We start from the raw sequence: 17,189 nt of genomic DNA, 5'->3' as shown, positions 1-17,189 counted from the left end.
CGTGCAGGGGAGGAGGTCAGTTGAGTTCTTCCTTGCGGATGCGCACGATGGGAGCCAGCACACTGGGCAGTTGCTGGATTTGTGTCAGAGCCTGGTTCAGCGTGCCTTCGCGGGTGTCGTGCGTGAGGATGATGAGGTCGGTCTGGGCTTTGTGCGGGGCGTTTTCGCTGAATTCGCTCACTTCGTCGGATTCGCGTTGCAGCATGGCATCAACGCTGATGCCGGCATCGGCGAGGATGCGGGTGATGGTGGCCAGCACTCCGGCCTCGTCGGCGACGCGGGCGCGCAGGTAGTAGCCGGTGACGATGTCATCCATCGGCAGCACGGGCAGGTTGTCGCTGGCGGCGGTCAGACTGCTTGCCTGGAAGGCGAGGGCGGGCACCTGGTGGACGGCATCTGCCCCTTGCAGGCGGGCGATATCGACCAGATCGGCAATCACGGCACTGGCCGTCGGCTCGGCTCCCGCGCCCTTGCCGTAGTGCAGCGTGGTGCCCACGGCATCGCCGTGCACGACGACGGCGTTCATGGCTCCTTCGACGCTGGCGATCAGGCGTTTGGCGGGAATCAGGCTGGGGTGAACGCGCAGTTCGATGCCCTGCGCGGTGCGCTTGGCAATGCCCAGCAGCTTGATGCGGTAGCCCAGTTGTTCGGCGTAGCGGATGTCGGGGCGGTGCAGTTGCGTGATGCCTTCCACATAGGCTTTGTCGAACTGCACGGGAATACCGAAGGCAATCGCGCTCATCAGCGTGATCTTGTGGGCCGCATCCACGCCTTCGATGTCGAATGTGGGGTCGGCTTCGGCATAGCCCAGGCGTTGCGCCTCTGTGAGCACTTCGGCAAAGCTCAGGCCCTTGTCGCGCATTTCCGAGAGGATGAAGTTGGTCGTGCCGTTGATGATGCCCGCCACCCAGTCGATGCGGTTGGCGGCCAGCCCTTCGCGCAGGGCCTTGATGATGGGGATGCCACCGGCCACGGCGGCTTCATAGGCGACGATCACGCCTTTTTGTGCCGCCGCATGGAAGATTTCGGTGCCATGCACGGCCAGCAGGGCCTTGTTGGCGGTGACGACGTGCTTGCCTGCCGCAATGGCTTCCAGCACCAGTTCCCTGGCAATGCCGTAGCCGCCGATCAGCTCGATGACCACGTCGATGTCGGGGTTGGCAATGATCTGGCGGGCATCGCTCACCACTTGTACGTCGTCGCCGACGATGCTGCGTGCGCGCTCCACGTTCAGGTCGGCCACGGCGGTGATGACGATGCCGCTGCCGGCCCGGCGACGGATTTCGTCCTGGTTGCGGCGCAATACCTCGAATGTGCCGCCGCCTACGGTGCCAATGCCCAAAAGTCCTACGCGAATGTTTTTCATGTTGTCAGTGATCGGTTGAGAAGTCGAAAGGGGACGGTGGCCTGTGTCCCGGCAGGCCGTGCCACCGCGTGGGGTTTTGCCTCGCCGTGGCGAGGAGGGTTTGCCATTATGAAGCCGGACTGGTGGTTTTCTCAGTGGTGCTGTTTACCGTCGTGCTGTCTTTGGCGGCCTTGCCCTGGGCGGCAGTCACCGGGGTGGCAATGGCCTTCTGCGCCGCATGGCGGTTGCGCACCTTGGCGAGGAAGCGGCCGATGCGCTCGATGGCTTCGCGCAGGTCTGGCTCGTGCGGCAGGAATACGATGCGGAAGTGGTCGGGGCTGGGCCAGTTGAAGCCCGTGCCCTGCACCAGCATCACGCGGGTTTCCTTGAGCAGCTCCAGGAAGAACTCGCGGTCGTCGTGGATGGGATAGACCTGCGGGTCGAGGCGCGGGAACATGTACAACGTGGCCTGGGGCTTGACGCAGGTGATGCCGGGAATGGCGGTAATCATCTCGTAGGCCAGGTCGCGCTGGCGGCGCAGGCGACCGCCCGTGCCGGTGAGTTCGTGAATGCTCTGGTAGCCGCCCAGCGCGGTCTGGATGGCCCATTGTCCCGGCACGTTGGAGCACAGTTTCATGTTCGCCAGCATGTCCAGCCCTTCGATGTAGTCGCGTGCCATGCTTTTGTCGCCGGAGACGATCATCCAGCCCGCGCGGTAGCCGCAGGAGCGGTAGCTTTTGGACAGCGAATTGAAGGTGAGCGTCAGCACATCGGTGCAGAGGCTGGCCAGTGCGGTGTGGGTGTGGCCGTCGTACAGCACCTTGTCATAGACTTCGTCGGCGAGGATGACCAGCCCGTGCTCGCGGGCAATGGCGACAATCTCCAGCAGGACTTCCAGCGGATAGATCACGCCCGTGGGGTTGTTGGGGTTGATGACGACGATGCCTTTGGTGCGTGGTGTGATCTTGCGGCGGATGTCGTCCAGATCGGGTGCCCAGCCGTTGTTCTCATCGCACAGGTAATGCACGGGTGTGCCGCCAGACAGGTTGGTCACGGCCGTCCACAGCGGGTAGTCGGGCGCGGGCAGCAGCAGCTCGTCGCCATCGTCCAGCAGGGCGTTGGTGGCCATGGCGATCAGCTCGCTGGCTCCGTTGCCCAGGTAAATATCGTCCAGCGTCACGCCGACGATGCCCTGTTTCTGCGTCTCGTGCATCACGGCCTTGCGTGCGGCGAACACGCCCTTGCTGTCCGAATAGCCCGCCGAGGTGGGCAGGTTGCGGATCATGTCCTGCTGGATTTCCTCCGGGGCATCGAAGCCGAAGGCGGCCAGGTTGCCGATGTTGAGTTTGATGATTTTCTGACCCTCGTCCTCCATGCGGCGCGCCTGATCGACAATCGGCCCGCGAATGTCGTAGAGAACGTGTGCCAGCTTGGCGGACTTGTGGATAGGCTTCATGGTGCTGCCTCGGAAGTTGGGAAGAAAACCTATGAGTTTACCTTGTTCAGCCAGCGGTCGGCTGTCTTCTTCAGGTGATCCAGTGCGCCTGATTCCTTCTCTGTCTCCAGCACGGCAACCGTGATCCAGTGCTGCACATCCTCCCCCAGCTTTTCTGCTATGGCTCCTGCCAGTATCGGGCTTAACCGGCCACGCAATCGGGCTGTATAGAGCACGTTTCCAGAGAGCTTCATTTCTTTTGTCCATGCCGCTAGCGGCTTGACTTGCTCGGCCCTATCTAGCAAGTTGATAGTTGACTGCATATTTTCTCCATTTTGTCAATATTCCACTCATGTAGAGTGGTTATGCACTCAACATGAGTGCTTCCAGTTTATCGTCCATGCACCATTCATGTTGAGTGGTTTTCCGGCCAGCCAGTGGACCAACAGGACGTTCCCCAGCTCGGGGGACTAAGGGCAACCGAGTGATGTTGATCGCGCATTACCTGCCACCTGGCCGTTACCTACGATTGATGGTCTCGCCATGCTCCACCCCATTCTCATCATCAACGCTGTCGGCTCCGTGGCTCTCCTGGCCATTCTCGCTTGGGGGATGCGCCCATGACTGTGCACGAAATTTTGCAGCGCGAAGTTCGGCGGTATTCCAGCTTGGACGTGTACCGCCTGCAATCCACCCTCCCAGCCATCGACCTGGCACCACCTCCACGCGGTCCGGGCCGCCCCCGTTTGATTGGTCAATCTGGCTTGTCCATGATGCTGGAGCAGATTGGCCACCAGGCCGCGCAGAGGGGCCCCCTCGGGGATACTGCGCGGCCTGGTGGCGGTGTCTGCCTCCCCGATGGTAATCACGGGGATAACCGTTGCCAGAGCAGCCAGCGGGGAGAGCAGGAGAGGACGCCCCGATGACCCGCGTCAACCCTCTCGCATTGGACGGCAACACCGTCAAGTTGCGTCTCCTGGCCAATCGACAGGACACACAAACCCATATTGCTGTTGACTGGTTGCGCTTCACCGTTGATACCGCAATCAACCATGCAGCCATCTTCCCTCCAGACCTGCCCGATATCCGGCACTGGTATGGCCTCAACCTCGACGGTGACCAAAACCTGTCGGAAGCTCAATGGCACCAAGCCGCCCAGGCCAAAGACCTGGCCGACGAAGTAGCCGAATATCTCGGCCCCGACTACTACATTGATGCCCTCATCAGAAAAGGCCACGACTTCTACCGCCATCGCATCAGCATCATGCGCCATGGCCATGAATGCGGATGGGTTGGCTTTGGGGCCTCCAGTGAGCACAAAAACCAGCGCAAACAGGCCCGCACCATCCACGTCAATCTGTACGGCCATGCCTGCACCTTTGCCGCCTCCGGTTGGCAATCAAAAATCGCCCGTATGCTGGACTACCGCAAGGCCCGCATCACCCGCGTTGACCTTGCATTGGATATTTTCGATGCAGGACATGGCTTTATCGACCGATGCGAAACAGACTACAACAACCGTCTGATGGATGTCCACGGCCGCACACTCGAATGCAACCACGTTGGGAACTGGTCAAACATCAACCCCCACAGCCGGAGTTTCTACGTTGGCAGCAAAGAGGCAGGCAAGCAGACCAACATCTACGAAAAAGGCCATCAACTCTTTGGCAAAACCAGCGGCTCCACCTGGTGCCGCATCGAACTGCGGTACGGCAACAAGCTGCGCATCCTCCCCTCGGACATCCTCACCCGTCCTGCCGATTACTTCGCCGGAGCCAGCGATTGGCACGCCCACATCCTCCGGGAACAGGAACAACAGCATCCAGTCCTCCCCCAAAAAATCGAATGTAAAAAACGCCTGGCCGTCGAAACCGTCAACGCCGAATGTTGGCGGGCCTTGAAATGGGTCACTGAAACAGCAGGGCCGAACGTCCTCATGGCCGCCCGTGGTCTCGGTGAAAAATTTTGGGACCTCATCGAACACGCAGACAAGCCCCAGCGGCTGCGCAAATTCAGCGATTCCGAACTCATGACCGCCTACGACCGGATTTATCGCAACTTCGCGGGTGCAGCTTGCCCGGGCTGACCAACACCTGTAACCAAGGGCATTAAAGGGAACTATGAAAACCGTTGTTATCTGCACTGGCATCAAAGCCAGCAAAGGCGAGTTCAAAAACGATGCAGGCTCCAGTGTCGAATTTGACAGCACCACCTTCTACCTGAACGTTGATTTGGATGGCTCACGGGGAAAAACCATCGGTACCGTATCCCGTCCATTCAAGTTTGGTGATTCTCATGAAATTGAGAAATGGGAAAAACTTGATAAGGCATGGCCTGCTGCGGGCCTTCCCGTTGAGGTTGAATTCATCATCTCCGCAGGAGCAAATGACGGTGCAAAACTCAAGCTGAAAAGCATTGCTCCCGCTGCTGCACAACGGACTGTTTGATATGCGCCTGGTAATCCAATCCCAACGAACTGGCCTATTCCTCGTGCCCGATTTTGAAAATCAAGAGGCACGTTGGGAGCGATCGCTTGCAAAAATTGGTATTGGGTGTTTACCAGATTACGATTACACCGTGCAACTGCTGGCTGACTATACCGTCCCCGATGATTTACCGATGGTCATTGATCTCGATCGGATTGGTACCGATTTTGACTATGATTTTCACAATTGAAGAAAGGTTTGGATTTTTATGACTTGTCCCGAATGTGAATATTCCGGTGACCCTTTTGAGTTTGAGGGCCACAACGATGATTTGGCCCCAGACCTCGTGGGCACATATACCTGCCCTGTGTGCGAACATTTTTTTTCGGAAGGTGATTGATGCTCATCCAGTGCGCCCATGATCTCATGCCATGCCCGCCTGAATATCAGGTGGCTACGGCAGAAATCACCATTGAGACATTTGCCGCACTGGGCCTCACCCCTGAATCTCTGCTGTACGCCTACTCGTTTGGCATCGCCATGGTATTGACACCGGCCCTTTTGGGATATGTCACATCTGTAGCCATAAAACTCATTCGACAATTGTGAGATTACAGGGATATGGCACAGGCCATATCGGTGTAATTTCGCACCATTTTTTGAAAGTCAGAATTATGATTGAAGTTCTCGAATCCGTTGACCTGGCTGGCATTGCAGCCGCCGTCACTGCCCTGTCGATTACCATCGTCGGCATTGCATTCGCACTCCAAGGTGCCACTGTCGGCAAGCGCGTCGTTCGCCGCGTGTAATCATCATGCTGTTGTCCGCGCTAATCATCCTGATTCATGTCATTTTCGTGCTGATCGGGGCGATTGGCGCGGCTCTTTTTTTACGCCACACATGACCAAAAAAATCATCCGCATATTTGCCGCTCTGCTGGTGGTTTTGGGTGCTGCCCCGGCGTTTTCGCAGGCTGTTGAATATCATTACAATGGTCAGTGGTATCCAACCGGGCAGGCTGCTTGTTCTGCCGCTGGGATGGATGGTTATGCTGCTTCAAATGGTTTTTCAAAAGTTTTTCATTCGGTTTGGAATCGACCTGCTGGTTGCATCGGTTCTGGCTCTTATTCCTCTGGAAAACTAAACGTTTGTTCGACGCAAAAATCCCGAACACCTACATCATCAAATCCGTGCCCATTGTCGGTTTACGGTCAATCGATGATTTCTACTCGCACAAAAAAATGCGGCACCGGCTCTGCTCCCTCTGCTGGTTGTCTCGATGGCTGTGCCGCTCAATATGAGGTCGTTGTGACCCCAACAGGCACTACCGGCGGGTTTTTTTTCACAGGTCAGGTCTGCACCCCTGGCGATGGTGACGGGGACGGCAACGGCTCAGGGGATGGCTCCGGTGAAGGTTCAGGCACCGGTACTGGCACAGGCACAGGCACGGGCACGGGCACAGGGAATGGCAACGGCACAGGGGATGGCGACGGCTCAGGGGATGGCGACGGCTCAGGGGACGGCAACGGCTCAGGGGACGGCAACGGCTCAGGGGATGGCAACGGCTCAGGGGACGGCAACGGCTCAGGGGATGGCAACGGCTCAGGGGACGGCAATGGCTCAGGGGGCGGTGATGGCTCCGGCTCTGACGGCTCCGATGGTTCTGGCGGCTCTGCTGGTGCCCCTGGTCAACCGGGCGCACCCGGCGCACCTGGCCAACCTGGCACCGGTGGCACCGGCGGACAGGGTGGGACTGGCGGAACTGGTGGTCAGGGAGGCCAGGGCGGCAGAGGTGGAGACGGGGGCAAAGGGGGCGACGGTGCCCCTGCGGTTTGCGGTGGCCCCGGATTGCCGCCATGTGCTGTCACGATAGTTGGTGAGAAGGACGGCGACAGTGACGGAAGTTGTCCCGCCGGCATGTTTTTGCAGGGCACCATCAACGGACAGCCCATCTGCTACAAACAATGTCCCACTGGCCAGTCCTGGGGCACCGTTAACGGTGTTGCAGCCTGCTATGGCGAGGGCGAGGGCGAAGGCGAGGGCGAGGGCGACTCTTATGATTTTGGCGATTTGCCCGGTTCGTGTACAGGCGATGATTGCGGTCTTTATGAGCCTAGATACCCTGACGGAATTAAAGGTGTTTTCTCTGATTTTACGAATCGCATTGATAACACATCAATCATGAGGTTTTCAAAATCGATAATGCCAACGCATATTAATAGTGGCACCTGTCCTTCTTGGGATTTTGACCTTTCCCGAATGATGAACCTTGGTGTTTATAAAGTTCAGCCGCCATGTGAGATATGGCCCATTCTTCGTGTCGTTATATTGATATATTCTCTATTGTTGGCCAGGCAGCTTATATTTGGAGGGTGAATTATGTCCGATTTGATTAATAGCATTCTGAAATGGCTGGAAAGTGTTTTGCAATGGTTTTTCGATCTTGTTGTCGATGTCCTCGATGCCATTTGGTTAATGTTGCAGGATTTGTTTTCGTGGGCTTCTGAAGAAATCCTTGACCTCATATTTGAATTGATTGATCAATTGGATTTCTCTGATTTGGAAAAATATTCCAGTGCCTGGGGAGATTTGCCATCGGAAATGCTCAACGTCCTAGGACTTTTGGGAATTGGTGATGCCTGCGTTGTGATTATTGCTGCGATTGGAATCAGGTTGATATTGCAGCTAATCCCATTTGTCAGATTGGGTAGTTGATATGATTAATGCAATCGAAGGAATTCCGGGTAGTGGAAAAAGTTATGAGGCTGTTGTTTACCATATCCTGCCCAGTCTCCAACAAGGCCGAAAAGTCATCACCAACCTACCACTGAATATTGAACGACTATCAGCTATTGACCCGCGCTACCGTGACCTGATTGATGTTCGCACACAGCCTGCCCCGATACTGGGAATATGGGATTCCTCTAATATTGCAAAATCCCCTGCATTTCAGCTTTTTGAGGACGGCCACACTGAAACCCCGAGCGTTGATGTATCCACGTTTGGCAGTGTTTGGGACTACTACACAGACTGGAAGCGTGACGACGGCATAGGGCCGCTGTATGTCATCGATGAATGCCACGTTGCCCTAGACCGCATTGGAACACCAAAGGCCGTCATTGAATGGTATAAGCTCCATCGACATTACAACGCCGATGTATTGCTGCTCACACAATCCACACGGGACATCAACCAACCCATAGCCAGATTGATTGCAACGCTGATACGCTGTCGTAAGGTCGATATTCTAGGTAGGAAAAATGCCTACATACGGCGTGTTTTTGCAGGATACCGTGGCGCAGAAATCCAGCAGGATGAACGCCCTTATATGCCGCAGTACTTTGATTTGTACAGCAGCCACACACAGGGCAGGGCTGTCGCGGAAGAAGATTCTCGGGATGTCACGCCGCTAATGGTCAAATTCAAACGCTGGCGACGTTTGTATTATGTTTTCATGTTCGGATTCATTGCCTACACAATTCATTTCCTGTTTTTTTCTGATCGAGATAACAACCCCGATCATCAGTTTCCGCAACAGCACAAACCTGTTAATCCACCCCCTCAAAATTCGGCTTTGACCGAACCGCCGCCGCCTTCGCTTTCACCGGAGCCACTCCTACCGCCACAGCCACCGCCAGTATCAGAGCCGCCACCGTTACCGCCACCATCGCCAAAACCTTCTGGCGTTTATGACCACCAGCAGATCCACATGACTGGGCATATCGTGATGGGTGGGCGTTCTCTGACCTCGTTCGTCGTCAGTGATGGCAACCGTCAAATGTACGACGTAACCAGCGATGATATGCAAGCCGCTGGCTATGAATGGCAGCGGCTCGGCCCTTGTGCTGGCTGGCTCATACTGGGCAGTAATCGCAGGGCCATAACCTGTGATGCTCCTCCCCTCAATGATGGGTCACTGGGCCGCCCTATCGTTGTTGACTCCTCGACCGGCGCACGCTCTGATGGACGTGCGTCACCTTGAACCGATGGCGCGTTCTCGGATGACTTGTTCGCGCCCATTTTGATAGACCCGTACATACTCTTGCCACCCTTCCCTACACCGGACGTAGGCATTGTCAAATGTGCCATGAGATTCTGCCAGGCACGTATCTGATGACCTGCCGCGCACTGTGCGCCACACATGAACCGGTTGTTGCTCCTGAATCGTCTTTATCTGCTGCGTCGTGATTTCTGTCACGGCCTCCATTGTCCTGGCCACCCTGTACTGGTACGCCTCCATAGCCAGCCAAGCCAGCCCTATGGTCAGAGCTACAGATAAAAGAATTGCTGCGACTATTTTCATGGTTGGCAGTTTAGGGCAGGTTATGGCGTGCTGTCACGTATTGCCCGCCGGGGGTATGGGGGGCGGCCAGCCCCACATGGTGGCCGTCACTACACTGACTACACCCACAGCCGCACCACGCCATGCGCAACGCATCGGCAACATCACTGCACACGCAACCGTTCGGCGGAGCTGTGGCCACCAGACCCGCCCCGATCAATCCGCCCCTGATAAGCGGCTGTTTGGTTTTTTGCAACCTGAACCGGAGGAAATCATGCTGATCGGATACGCTCGCGTGAGCACATACGACCAGGACACGGCAATGCAGCGTGATGCGTTGTTAGCTGCTGGTGTCAAACTGCCGAACCTGTATCAGGAGCACGCCAGCGGGGTACGCTATGACCGCCCTATGCTGAATATGGCGATACAACGCCTGCAACCTGACGATACCTTGGTTTTCTGGAAGTTGGACCGGGTAGCCCGTAGTCTCAATGACCTTTTGCGTGTCATAGAACGCATTGACGCTATGGGTGCGACGGTTCGCAGTCTGACCGAACCCATCGACACCACCACCAGCATGGGCGTTTTCACCATTCAGATGTTGGGTGCATTCGCTGAACTCGAACGCTCCTTGATTCGCGAACGGTGCGCGGCTGGCCGTGAGGCTGCAATGTCGCGAGGCGTGAAATTTGGCAGACCGTCCGCGATGACCCCGGAACAGCAACAAAAAGCCCTCGATTTGAGGGCAGAAGGTATGCGGCCTGTGCACATTGCTGAGCTGCTAGATCAACCGTATTGGCGCATACAGGATTTGTTCCGTCGGCAGAAGCAGCGTCGTATCTAAACAACAGTTAAAATATAATTTGACCACAGAACCACCTTGCGCAACAGAAACGATACCACCATGAAATTCCACGCCGACCCGCTTCACGATTTCAGCATCAAGGCATACGGCACGGACTGGGTGCAACTGCCACAGCAGCGGCTGGCGCAGAGCGTCATTCTCAGCTCGGAAGGGCGGCAGGAATTGTGGGACTGTCCCCGCTTCGAGGACCTGACGGCCGAGCACCTGCTGCATTTGGCCAGCACCAGCCAGCAGGCGCAGGTGGTGCTGCTGGGCAGTGGTCTGCGCAACCGCTTTCCGCCACCGGCATGGCTGCGGCCATTCGCCCAGTACCAGTTGGGGCTGGAGACGATGGACACCGCTGCCGCCTGCCGCACCTTCAACGTGCTGGCCGGGGAGGGACGCAAGGTGGTGGCCGCGCTGATACTGGAGTCGGCCCCGGCCTGACGTTCTTTAGCGAGAATCGCCGGGTGGTGGCTCTGGCCGCAACCACAGCCAGATGCCCACGCACAGCATGCAGCCGCAGGCCAGTGCGGTGGCCCACCAGACCACGTCCAGCACCAGCATCAGCGCGGCGCAGGCCAGCATGGTCAGGGCGGCCGCACGCTTGGCCGGGCGACTGACGAAGCCCCCGGCCTCCCAGTTGCGCAACATTGGGCCAAACAGCCGGTGTGTGTAAAGCCACTGGTGCAATCGGGGTGAACTGCGGGCAGCAGCCCAGGCGGCGATCAGCACGAAGACCGTGGTGGGCAGCCCCGGCACAAAAATCCCGATCACTCCCATGCCCAGGGACAGCCAGGCCAGCACCAGCAGCAGCAGACGCGCCAGCCCCCGGTGCTGGCGCACGCGCGGGTTGGTGGGCGCGGGTTCTGATGCTGTGGCAGAGGGGGGCGTATCCTCCGGCTCCTGGCCGGGTGGGCGCAGGGGCTGTGGCGAAGGAGGGGAAGGGGGCATGGGCATGCGGAGGTGTCGGTCGGCAGATGGCTCTCTGGCAGGGTCTCGTTGCAGCCTGCCATTGCCATTCTGGCACGGCCTATGCGGCATGGGGCGATAATCGGTGTCATGTCGATTCAAACTATCCTCAAAATGGGCGATCCGCGCCTGCTTGCCCTCAGCCAGCCGGTGCGGGACGTGGGCAGTCCTGCCATCCAGACGCTGGTGCAGGACTTGTGGGACACCATGCGGCATGCGCAGGGGGCCGGGCTGGCTGCGCCGCAGATCGGCGTGAACCTCCAGGTGATCGTGTTCGGTGCAGAGGCTGCCAATCCACGCTATCCGCAACGGCCTCTGGTGGAGCGTACGGTGCTCATCAACCCCACCATCGAACCGCTTTCCGATCTGCTGGAGCACGATTGGGAAGGCTGTCTGTCCATTCCCGGTCTGCGCGGACGGGTGCCGCGCTTCCAGGCCATCCGCTACCGGGGACTGGATGCACACGGCATGCCGATCGAGCGGGTGGCCGAAGGTTTTCATGCCCGGGTGGTGCAGCACGAATACGACCACCTGCACGGCATTCTCTACCCCATGCGCATGGACGACCTGCGCGAATGGGGCTATACCGATGTACTATTCCCTGAACTGGCCGTAGCTGACACGCCCCGGAGCGACTGACACATGTACCCGCCACCGCCAACCACTGCCCCGTCTGCATCCTGCCCTTCCTGCAAGTCCCCGATGGAGGTCTTGCAGGTTCAATCCTCGCTGGGGCGACCGCTGGAGCTGGATTTGTGCTTTGCCTGCCACGGCATCTGGTTCGATACCCGCGAGAGCCTGCAACTGTCGCACGACTCGGTGTTGAGCCTGTTCAAGACCCTGTACGCGCACCGCGACGAGCCGCACACGCCGCTGAAGGAACGCATGAACTGTCCGCGTTGCAGCACCCGACTGGAGCGGGGGGCCGACCGCACCAAAAGCGGCCCCTATGTGGTGTACCGTTGTGTGCAGCATGGCCGCTTCGGCACGTTTTCCTCGTTCATGGTGGAAAAAGGCTTTGTGCGCCACCTCACCAAGCCGGAAATCCAGGCAATTGCCGAGTCATTGCGGGTGATTCATTGCAGCAGTTGCGGCGCGGCAGTGGATTTGCGCCAGGATCATGCCTGTCCTTATTGCCGTTCGGCTTTTTCACTGCTGGATCCGCAGGCAGTGGAAAAGGCTCTGGCGCGCTACAGCGGTACAGAACGCAACACAGCCATGGCTGCTGAAACTACACCCCGGACAACGCAGGCCAGCCTGACATCCGCAGAAGTGTTGCTGGCCACTGAACGCATCCGCATGGAGCATGAACGCGAACGCCGTCAGCGTCGCCAGGAATCATGGCGCGATGGGGCCGTGGGAGATGAGTTGTGGTCTGCCGGTGTGAATCTGGTCTGGCGAGCCATCAGCCGGGTGCTGGATTGAGTTTCCAGCAGGGTGATTGTCCTGCTACCTGAAAGACTTTTGGATACAAAATAATGCTTATCAGGTATAATCGGAATGTTTCCCGATCTCCATAATTTTTCAGGACGGACTAATAGGAATTATGAATGCAGGGCATATCTTTATGGGATGTCGGTGGTCTGTCAAGAAAAATTGCATGGGTTCGACATTTTTCCAACGACACATTTGATTGAGAGAGTGCATTAACATGGCGATCGTTGTCAATAAACTTCTTCCCGAATTTGAAGCCCAGGCTACTGGTGGCGTGACGGTCAGCAATGCGTCGCATACTGGCAAAACCGTGGTGCTGTACTTCTATCCCAAGGACAATACGCCCGGCTGTACCACCGAAGCGACGCAGTTCCGCGATAAATATGATGAATTCAGCGAGTTGGATGCGGTGATCTTTGGTGTCTCACGCGACAACATGAAGTCCCATGAAGGCTTCAAGGAAAAGCTGGAGCTGCCTTTCGAGCTGATTGCCGACACGGAAGAAAAAATGTGCCACATGTTCGGTGTGGTCAAGAACAAGATCATGTACGGCAAGAAGGTCAAGGGCATTGAACGCAGCACGTTCCTGATTGGCCCTACTGGGGTTCTGCTTCAGGAGTGGCGTGGCCTCAAGGTGCCCGGCCATGTGGACGAAGTGCTCAAGGCCGTGAAGGTGCTGAACAAGGCCAACGAGGAAAAACAGGTGGCCTGATGGTGAAATTCACCTGGTGAAAACCCTGACCCATGCGTTTTCTGTGAAAGGGCATGGGTTTTTTCTTGTCATGAAAAGTGCAGATTGCTGATTCTTCTGCGCATAAAATGCACGTTTATGGTGCTTCAGGCAGGTTCCACGGCCTGTCTGAATTTTTGTGTCCTTCATTTTCTTTCAACAGCAAGGTGTGAACCCCATGTCCCTCGAAAAAGTGTCTCCCGGAAAAAACCTGCCTGAAAACTTCAATGTAGTGATCGAGATTCCGCAGAACTCCGATCCGATCAAGTACGAGGTGGACAAGGATAGCGGTGCAGTGTTTGTGGATCGCTTCATTGGCACGGCCATGTTCTATCCCGCCAACTACGGCTATGTGCCGCAGACACTGGCTGGCGATGGCGATCCGGTGGATGTGCTGGTGCTGACTCCCTATCCGCTGCTGCCGGGCGTGGTGGTGCCTTCGCGCGCATTGGGCATTCTGAAGATGGAAGACGAGTCGGGCGTGGACGGCAAGGTGCTGGCTGTGCCGACGGCGAAGATTCTGCCCGCCTACGCCCACCTGAAAACGCTGGACGACGTGAACGAGGCCACCCTGAATGCGATCGTGCATTTCTTCGAGCACTACAAGGACCTAGAAAAGGGCAAGTGGGTCAAGGTGCTGGGCTGGGAAGGCATTGAAGCCGCTCACCAGGAAATCACCGATGGCCTGGCCAATGCGGCCAAATGATCGAAAAGCGCGTCAAACCCCGTCCTTCAGAGCCTGCCCCGTACTGGATACGGGGGCGGGGAAGGAAAGAGCGGAACCCGCAGGGTTCCTGTGTTAAAGTGACATGGTGGCTACCAGGGAACGTTGTCGGCTTCTCAATGACGGTCATGTGAATGTCCCGCAAGGGCTACGGCAGGGCATGCCGGATGTAAAGCCTGTGGAGAGGACGCAAGTCACGCCAAGCCTGCAAAGGCAAGGCGCGCAGCCTCGGTGAAGCAGGAACCCGCCGAAGTGACTCAACCCAGCCAAGTGCTGGTTTGAGCACCGTAGGAATCCCCTGCCTTTAGGCAGGGGAGGATGTCAAAAAAAACGGTTGCCTGAAAAGCAACCGTTTTTTCATGGGCATCGTGAACAGGTTCTTAGGCTTCCTGTGCCTGCTCATCCAGTTCAAAGGAGAGTAGCATATCCTCTTGGTTGTTGCCGATGCGGATATGGGTGGGCAGGCCGATGGCGTTCATCAGGTTGATGAAGGGCTTGCAGGGCAGTTCTTCCACATTGACCATTTTCTGCACGTCCCAGGTGCCTTGGGCAATCAGCACGGCAGCAGCGACGGCGGGCACTCCAGCGGTGTAGGAAATGCCCTGGCTGCCGACTTCGGCGAAGGCTTCGACGTGATCGGCCACGTTGTAGATGAAAATCTCGCGTTCCTGGCCGTCTTTCTGGCCTTTGACGAGGTTGCCGATGCAGGTCTTGCCCACATAGCCGGGAGCCAGGGATGCCGGGTCGGGCAGCACGGCCTTGACCAGTTGCAGCGGCACGACTTCGCGGCCATCGTCGAGTTTCACGGGTTTTTCGGACAGCAGGCCGAGGTTGCGCAGCACGGTGAAGACGTTGATGTAGTGCTCACCAAAACCCATCCAGAAGCGGATGTTGGGCACATTCAGGTGCTGCGAGAGCGAGTGCAGCTCGTCGTGGCCGGTGAGGTAGGAGGTTTGCTGGCCGACGATGGGCAGGGTGTCGGTGCGCTTGACCTCGAACATTCTGTTCTGCGTCCACGCGCTGTTTTGCCAGCTCCAGACTTTGCCGGTGAATTCGCGGAAGTTGATTTCCGGGTTGAAGTTGGTGGCGAAGTAGCGGCCGTGGCTGCCGGCATTGATGTCGATGATGTCGATGGAATCGACGTGGTCGAAGTATTCCTGCACGGCCAGCGCGGCGTAGGCATTGACCACACCGGGGTCGAAGCCGCAGCCCAGGATGGCGGTGATGCCTTTTTCGGCACAGGCAGGTTTGCGCTTCCACTCGTGGTTGGCGTACCAGGGAGGGGCCTCACAGATTCTGGTCGGGTCTTCGTGAATGGCAGTGTCGATGTAGGCGGCACCGCTCTGGATGCAGGCTTCCAGCACGGACATGTTCACGAAGGCATGTCCCAGGTTGATGACGATCTGCGCGCCTGTTTTCTCGATCAGGCGGCGTGTGGCAGCAGTGTCCATGGCATCGAGTGCGTGCGCCCTGAGCACGCCCTTGGGGTCTTGCAGTGCCCCTTTTTCATGGATGCTGTCGATGATGGCCAGGCATTTGCGGATGTTGCGCGAGGCGATATGGATGTCGCCCAGTTGCCGGTTGTGCTGTGCGCATTTATGCGCTGCTACCTGCCCCACTCCACCTGCACCAATAATCAAAACATTCTTCTTCATTTTGCACAAAGCCCCCTATGGTTGGATACCGCGATATTGCGGCAAGGTATCTTTCGCCAGACCGTGCCGGTCTCACGAAAGGCTGCTGACGTAATCGTCGAATCCGGACTGTTGCACCAGTTCCTCGCGTCCGTCCAGCCGACGCACGACGATGGATGGCATGGCCAGGCCGTTGAACCAGTTTTTCTTCACCATCGTGTAGCCTGCGGCATCCTGGATGGAGAGGCGATCGCCCACCTGCAAAGGCCGCTCGAAGCGGAATTCACCAAAAATATCGCCCGCCAGGCAGGACTTGCCGCAGACGAGGGTGGCGTGTTCGCCGCTATGGGGTTCGATGCGGGCGGTGAGGTTGTAGATCAGCAGGTCCAGCATGTGCGCTTCGATGGAGCTGTCCACCACGGCAATGGGCTTGCCGTTGAAGCTGGTATCCAGCACGCTGACTTCCAGCGTGGCGGTGTTGGCAATGGCGGCCTCGCCCGGTTCCAGATAAACCTGTACGCCGAATTTTTCGGCAAATGCCTTGAGCCGTTGCGCCAGTGCCTCCAGCGGATAGTCGGGGTCGCTGAAGTGAATGCCGCCGCCCAGGCTGACCCATTGCACCTGGGCAATCAGGTGACCAAAACGCTGTTCGATGTGGCCGAGCATGGCATCGAAGCTGGTGAAGCTGCGGTTTTCGCAATTGTTGTGGAACATTAGGCCGGAGAGCTGGCTGATGACCGTGGCGATTTTTTCTGGATCGGCCTCGCCCAGGCGGCTGTGGGGGCGTGCCGGATCGGCCAGCAGGTAAGGCGAGTTGCTGGTGCCGGGATTGACACGCAGGCCGATGGGCTTGCCCACCCCTTGTGCCTTGGCCGCGAAACGCTGCAACTGATTGAGTGAATTGAAGATGATCTTGTCGCTGTGGGCGAGCACCTCGTCGATTTCGTGGTCGGCGTAGGCGACGCTGTAGGCATGGGTTTCACCACCGAACTTCTGGTGCCCCAGCTTGACCTCGTGCAGGGACGAGGACGTGGTGCCATCCATGTATTCGCGCATCAGCGGAAACACCGACCAGGTGGCGAAGCACTTGAGTGCCAGCAGTGCCTTGGCTCCCGACAGCTCGCGCAGGCGTGCGATGCGCTGCATATTGGCCAGCAGCTTCTGTTCGTCCAGCAGGTAGTAGGGGGTTTGCAGGGGAATGGGCGCGGAGTGGTTCAATCAGGTTTCTTTCAAGGCAATGGAAAAGGGCGACACAGCCTGGGGCTGTGCCGGACGACGGTGGGGTGTTGCCACTGTGCCCGCAGAGGTGCGGGCGGGTTTGGACTATGGGGAGAGAATTCCACGGCTGGCGTGTCGGCGCGTG

General features: G+C 57.6%; 20 protein-coding genes. 14 read left to right on the top strand and 6 right to left on the bottom strand.

The features are described from left to right. Positions 1 to 16 precede the first annotated feature (16 nt). The 3 genes from BUE21_RS08280 to BUE21_RS08270 form a co-directional block, all read right to left on the bottom strand. Entirely contained in the window at positions 17 to 1,366 is a 1,350-nt protein-coding gene (locus BUE21_RS08280) for a homoserine dehydrogenase (RefSeq protein ID WP_073356217.1), read from the bottom strand. A 106-nt stretch (positions 1,367 to 1,472) separates the two neighbouring features. Then, the gene (locus BUE21_RS08275) at positions 1,473 to 2,801 is read right to left on the bottom strand and encodes a pyridoxal phosphate-dependent aminotransferase (protein WP_084523047.1); all 1,329 of its coding nucleotides are present in this window, start codon (positions 2,799 to 2,801) and stop codon (positions 1,473 to 1,475) included. A gap of 29 nt (positions 2,802 to 2,830) precedes the next feature. Next, positions 2,831 to 3,034, bottom strand: coding sequence for a hypothetical protein (locus BUE21_RS08270; protein WP_234971089.1), 204 nt, complete (start codon positions 3,032 to 3,034; stop codon positions 2,831 to 2,833). A gap of 668 nt (positions 3,035 to 3,702) precedes the next feature. Between BUE21_RS08270 and BUE21_RS08260 the strand changes: the two genes are divergently transcribed. The 10 genes from BUE21_RS08260 (at position 3,703) to BUE21_RS08220 (ending at position 10,779) form a co-directional block, all read left to right on the top strand. Then, entirely contained in the window at positions 3,703 to 4,866 is a 1,164-nt protein-coding gene (locus tag BUE21_RS08260; protein ID WP_084523045.1) for a replication initiation factor domain-containing protein, read from the top strand. A gap of 34 nt (positions 4,867 to 4,900) precedes the next feature. Beyond that, on the top strand, positions 4,901 to 5,227 hold the full coding sequence (locus BUE21_RS08255; RefSeq protein ID WP_073356213.1) for a hypothetical protein: 327 nt from the start codon (positions 4,901 to 4,903) through the stop codon (positions 5,225 to 5,227). Between the two features lie 43 nt (positions 5,228 to 5,270). Continuing rightward, a complete protein-coding gene (locus tag BUE21_RS08250) occupies positions 5,271 to 5,456 on the top strand; it encodes a hypothetical protein (RefSeq protein WP_159435829.1) in 186 nt (61 codons plus the stop codon). A 149-nt stretch (positions 5,457 to 5,605) separates the two neighbouring features. After that, on the top strand, positions 5,606 to 5,815 hold the full coding sequence (locus tag BUE21_RS08245; protein ID WP_073356211.1) for a hypothetical protein: 210 nt from the start codon (positions 5,606 to 5,608) through the stop codon (positions 5,813 to 5,815). Between the two features lie 65 nt (positions 5,816 to 5,880). After that, complete coding sequence (locus BUE21_RS15110) at positions 5,881 to 6,015, top strand: hypothetical protein (RefSeq protein ID WP_268767829.1); 135 nt, start codon at positions 5,881 to 5,883, stop codon at positions 6,013 to 6,015. Between the two features lie 91 nt (positions 6,016 to 6,106). Further along, positions 6,107 to 7,582, top strand: coding sequence for a hypothetical protein (locus BUE21_RS14695; protein WP_159435827.1), 1,476 nt, complete (start codon positions 6,107 to 6,109; stop codon positions 7,580 to 7,582). A 3-nt stretch (positions 7,583 to 7,585) separates the two neighbouring features. Then, positions 7,586 to 7,921: a DUF2523 family protein gene (locus BUE21_RS08235; RefSeq protein ID WP_073356209.1), complete on the top strand. Its 336-nt coding sequence runs from the start codon at positions 7,586 to 7,588 to the stop codon at positions 7,919 to 7,921. A 1-nt stretch (position 7,922) separates the two neighbouring features. Then, a complete protein-coding gene (locus BUE21_RS08230) occupies positions 7,923 to 9,188 on the top strand; it encodes a zonular occludens toxin domain-containing protein (RefSeq protein WP_073356208.1) in 1,266 nt (421 codons plus the stop codon). A 202-nt stretch (positions 9,189 to 9,390) separates the two neighbouring features. Further along, the gene (locus BUE21_RS14975; protein WP_073356207.1) at positions 9,391 to 10,332 is read left to right on the top strand and encodes a recombinase family protein; all 942 of its coding nucleotides are present in this window, start codon (positions 9,391 to 9,393) and stop codon (positions 10,330 to 10,332) included. 60 nt (positions 10,333 to 10,392) lie between these two features. Beyond that, positions 10,393 to 10,779: an Mth938-like domain-containing protein gene (locus BUE21_RS08220; protein ID WP_073356249.1), complete on the top strand. Its 387-nt coding sequence runs from the start codon at positions 10,393 to 10,395 to the stop codon at positions 10,777 to 10,779. A gap of 6 nt (positions 10,780 to 10,785) precedes the next feature. On the opposite strand, the gene BUE21_RS08215 is transcribed toward BUE21_RS08220, so the two are convergent. Continuing rightward, a complete protein-coding gene (locus BUE21_RS08215; RefSeq protein ID WP_407656059.1) occupies positions 10,786 to 11,292 on the bottom strand; it encodes a YbaN family protein in 507 nt (168 codons plus the stop codon). Positions 11,293 to 11,394: 102 nt separating this feature from the next. On the opposite strand from BUE21_RS08215, the gene def reads away from it, so the two are divergent. From def to ppa, 4 genes are all read left to right on the top strand, one after another. Next, positions 11,395 to 11,943 (top strand): peptide deformylase, encoded by a 549-nt coding sequence (def, locus tag BUE21_RS08210; RefSeq protein WP_073356206.1) that lies wholly within the window; start codon positions 11,395 to 11,397, stop codon positions 11,941 to 11,943. A gap of 3 nt (positions 11,944 to 11,946) precedes the next feature. Beyond that, positions 11,947 to 12,729, top strand: coding sequence for a zf-TFIIB domain-containing protein (locus BUE21_RS08205; protein WP_073356205.1), 783 nt, complete (start codon positions 11,947 to 11,949; stop codon positions 12,727 to 12,729). 226 nt (positions 12,730 to 12,955) lie between these two features. Continuing rightward, positions 12,956 to 13,450 (top strand): peroxiredoxin, encoded by a 495-nt coding sequence (locus tag BUE21_RS08200; RefSeq protein ID WP_073356204.1) that lies wholly within the window; start codon positions 12,956 to 12,958, stop codon positions 13,448 to 13,450. 196 nt (positions 13,451 to 13,646) lie between these two features. After that, positions 13,647 to 14,174 carry an inorganic diphosphatase gene (gene ppa, locus BUE21_RS08195; RefSeq protein WP_073356247.1) on the top strand — a complete coding sequence of 176 codons (528 nt, stop codon included), beginning with the start codon at positions 13,647 to 13,649 and terminating at the stop codon, positions 14,172 to 14,174. 398 nt (positions 14,175 to 14,572) lie between these two features. Here ppa and BUE21_RS08190 read toward each other — a convergent pair whose 3' ends face one another. Together BUE21_RS08190 and BUE21_RS08185 are read right to left on the bottom strand one after the other, a co-directional pair. Further along, complete coding sequence (locus BUE21_RS08190; protein ID WP_073356203.1) at positions 14,573 to 15,847, bottom strand: saccharopine dehydrogenase family protein; 1,275 nt, start codon at positions 15,845 to 15,847, stop codon at positions 14,573 to 14,575. Positions 15,848 to 15,919: 72 nt separating this feature from the next. Next, the gene (locus tag BUE21_RS08185) at positions 15,920 to 16,972 is read right to left on the bottom strand and encodes a carboxynorspermidine decarboxylase (protein WP_073356246.1); all 1,053 of its coding nucleotides are present in this window, start codon (positions 16,970 to 16,972) and stop codon (positions 15,920 to 15,922) included. Positions 16,973 to 17,189: the final 217 nt, after the last annotated feature.

Origin of the sequence: Lampropedia hyalina DSM 16112, assembly GCF_900129055.1 — a bacterium.
In the GTDB taxonomy this organism is placed as follows: domain Bacteria; phylum Pseudomonadota; class Gammaproteobacteria; order Burkholderiales; family Burkholderiaceae_C; genus Lampropedia; species Lampropedia hyalina.
This window is presented reverse-complemented; position numbering and strand designations above follow the sequence as displayed.

What these genes read in the sequence shown, in the direction of transcription:
- ppa (WP_073356247.1), top strand. Translation starts at nt 13,647, where the DNA reads ATGTCCCTCGAAAAAGTGTCTCCCGGAAAAAACCTGCCTGAAAACTTC.
- BUE21_RS08185 (WP_073356246.1), bottom strand. Translation starts at nt 16,972, where the DNA reads ATGCAGCGCATCGCACGCCTGCGCGAGCTGTCGGGAGCCAAGGCACTG.
- def (WP_073356206.1), top strand. Translation starts at nt 11,395, where the DNA reads ATGTCGATTCAAACTATCCTCAAAATGGGCGATCCGCGCCTGCTTGCC.
- BUE21_RS08245 (WP_073356211.1), top strand. Translation starts at nt 5,606, where the DNA reads ATGCTCATCCAGTGCGCCCATGATCTCATGCCATGCCCGCCTGAATAT.
- BUE21_RS08255 (WP_073356213.1), top strand. Translation starts at nt 4,901, where the DNA reads ATGAAAACCGTTGTTATCTGCACTGGCATCAAAGCCAGCAAAGGCGAG.
- BUE21_RS08235 (WP_073356209.1), top strand. Translation starts at nt 7,586, where the DNA reads ATGTCCGATTTGATTAATAGCATTCTGAAATGGCTGGAAAGTGTTTTG.
- BUE21_RS08205 (WP_073356205.1), top strand. Translation starts at nt 11,947, where the DNA reads ATGTACCCGCCACCGCCAACCACTGCCCCGTCTGCATCCTGCCCTTCC.
- BUE21_RS08190 (WP_073356203.1), bottom strand. Translation starts at nt 15,847, where the DNA reads ATGAAGAAGAATGTTTTGATTATTGGTGCAGGTGGAGTGGGGCAGGTA.
- BUE21_RS08275 (WP_084523047.1), bottom strand. Translation starts at nt 2,801, where the DNA reads ATGAAGCCTATCCACAAGTCCGCCAAGCTGGCACACGTTCTCTACGAC.
- BUE21_RS08270 (WP_234971089.1), bottom strand. Translation starts at nt 3,034, where the DNA reads ATGAAGCTCTCTGGAAACGTGCTCTATACAGCCCGATTGCGTGGCCGG.
- BUE21_RS08280 (WP_073356217.1), bottom strand. Translation starts at nt 1,366, where the DNA reads ATGAAAAACATTCGCGTAGGACTTTTGGGCATTGGCACCGTAGGCGGC.
- BUE21_RS08230 (WP_073356208.1), top strand. Translation starts at nt 7,923, where the DNA reads ATGATTAATGCAATCGAAGGAATTCCGGGTAGTGGAAAAAGTTATGAG.
- BUE21_RS08215 (WP_407656059.1), bottom strand. Translation starts at nt 11,292, where the DNA reads ATGCCCATGCCCCCTTCCCCTCCTTCGCCACAGCCCCTGCGCCCACCC.
- BUE21_RS15110 (WP_268767829.1), top strand. Translation starts at nt 5,881, where the DNA reads ATGATTGAAGTTCTCGAATCCGTTGACCTGGCTGGCATTGCAGCCGCC.
- BUE21_RS08220 (WP_073356249.1), top strand. Translation starts at nt 10,393, where the DNA reads ATGAAATTCCACGCCGACCCGCTTCACGATTTCAGCATCAAGGCATAC.
- BUE21_RS08200 (WP_073356204.1), top strand. Translation starts at nt 12,956, where the DNA reads ATGGCGATCGTTGTCAATAAACTTCTTCCCGAATTTGAAGCCCAGGCT.
- BUE21_RS08260 (WP_084523045.1), top strand. Translation starts at nt 3,703, where the DNA reads ATGACCCGCGTCAACCCTCTCGCATTGGACGGCAACACCGTCAAGTTG.
- BUE21_RS14695 (WP_159435827.1), top strand. Translation starts at nt 6,107, where the DNA reads ATGACCAAAAAAATCATCCGCATATTTGCCGCTCTGCTGGTGGTTTTG.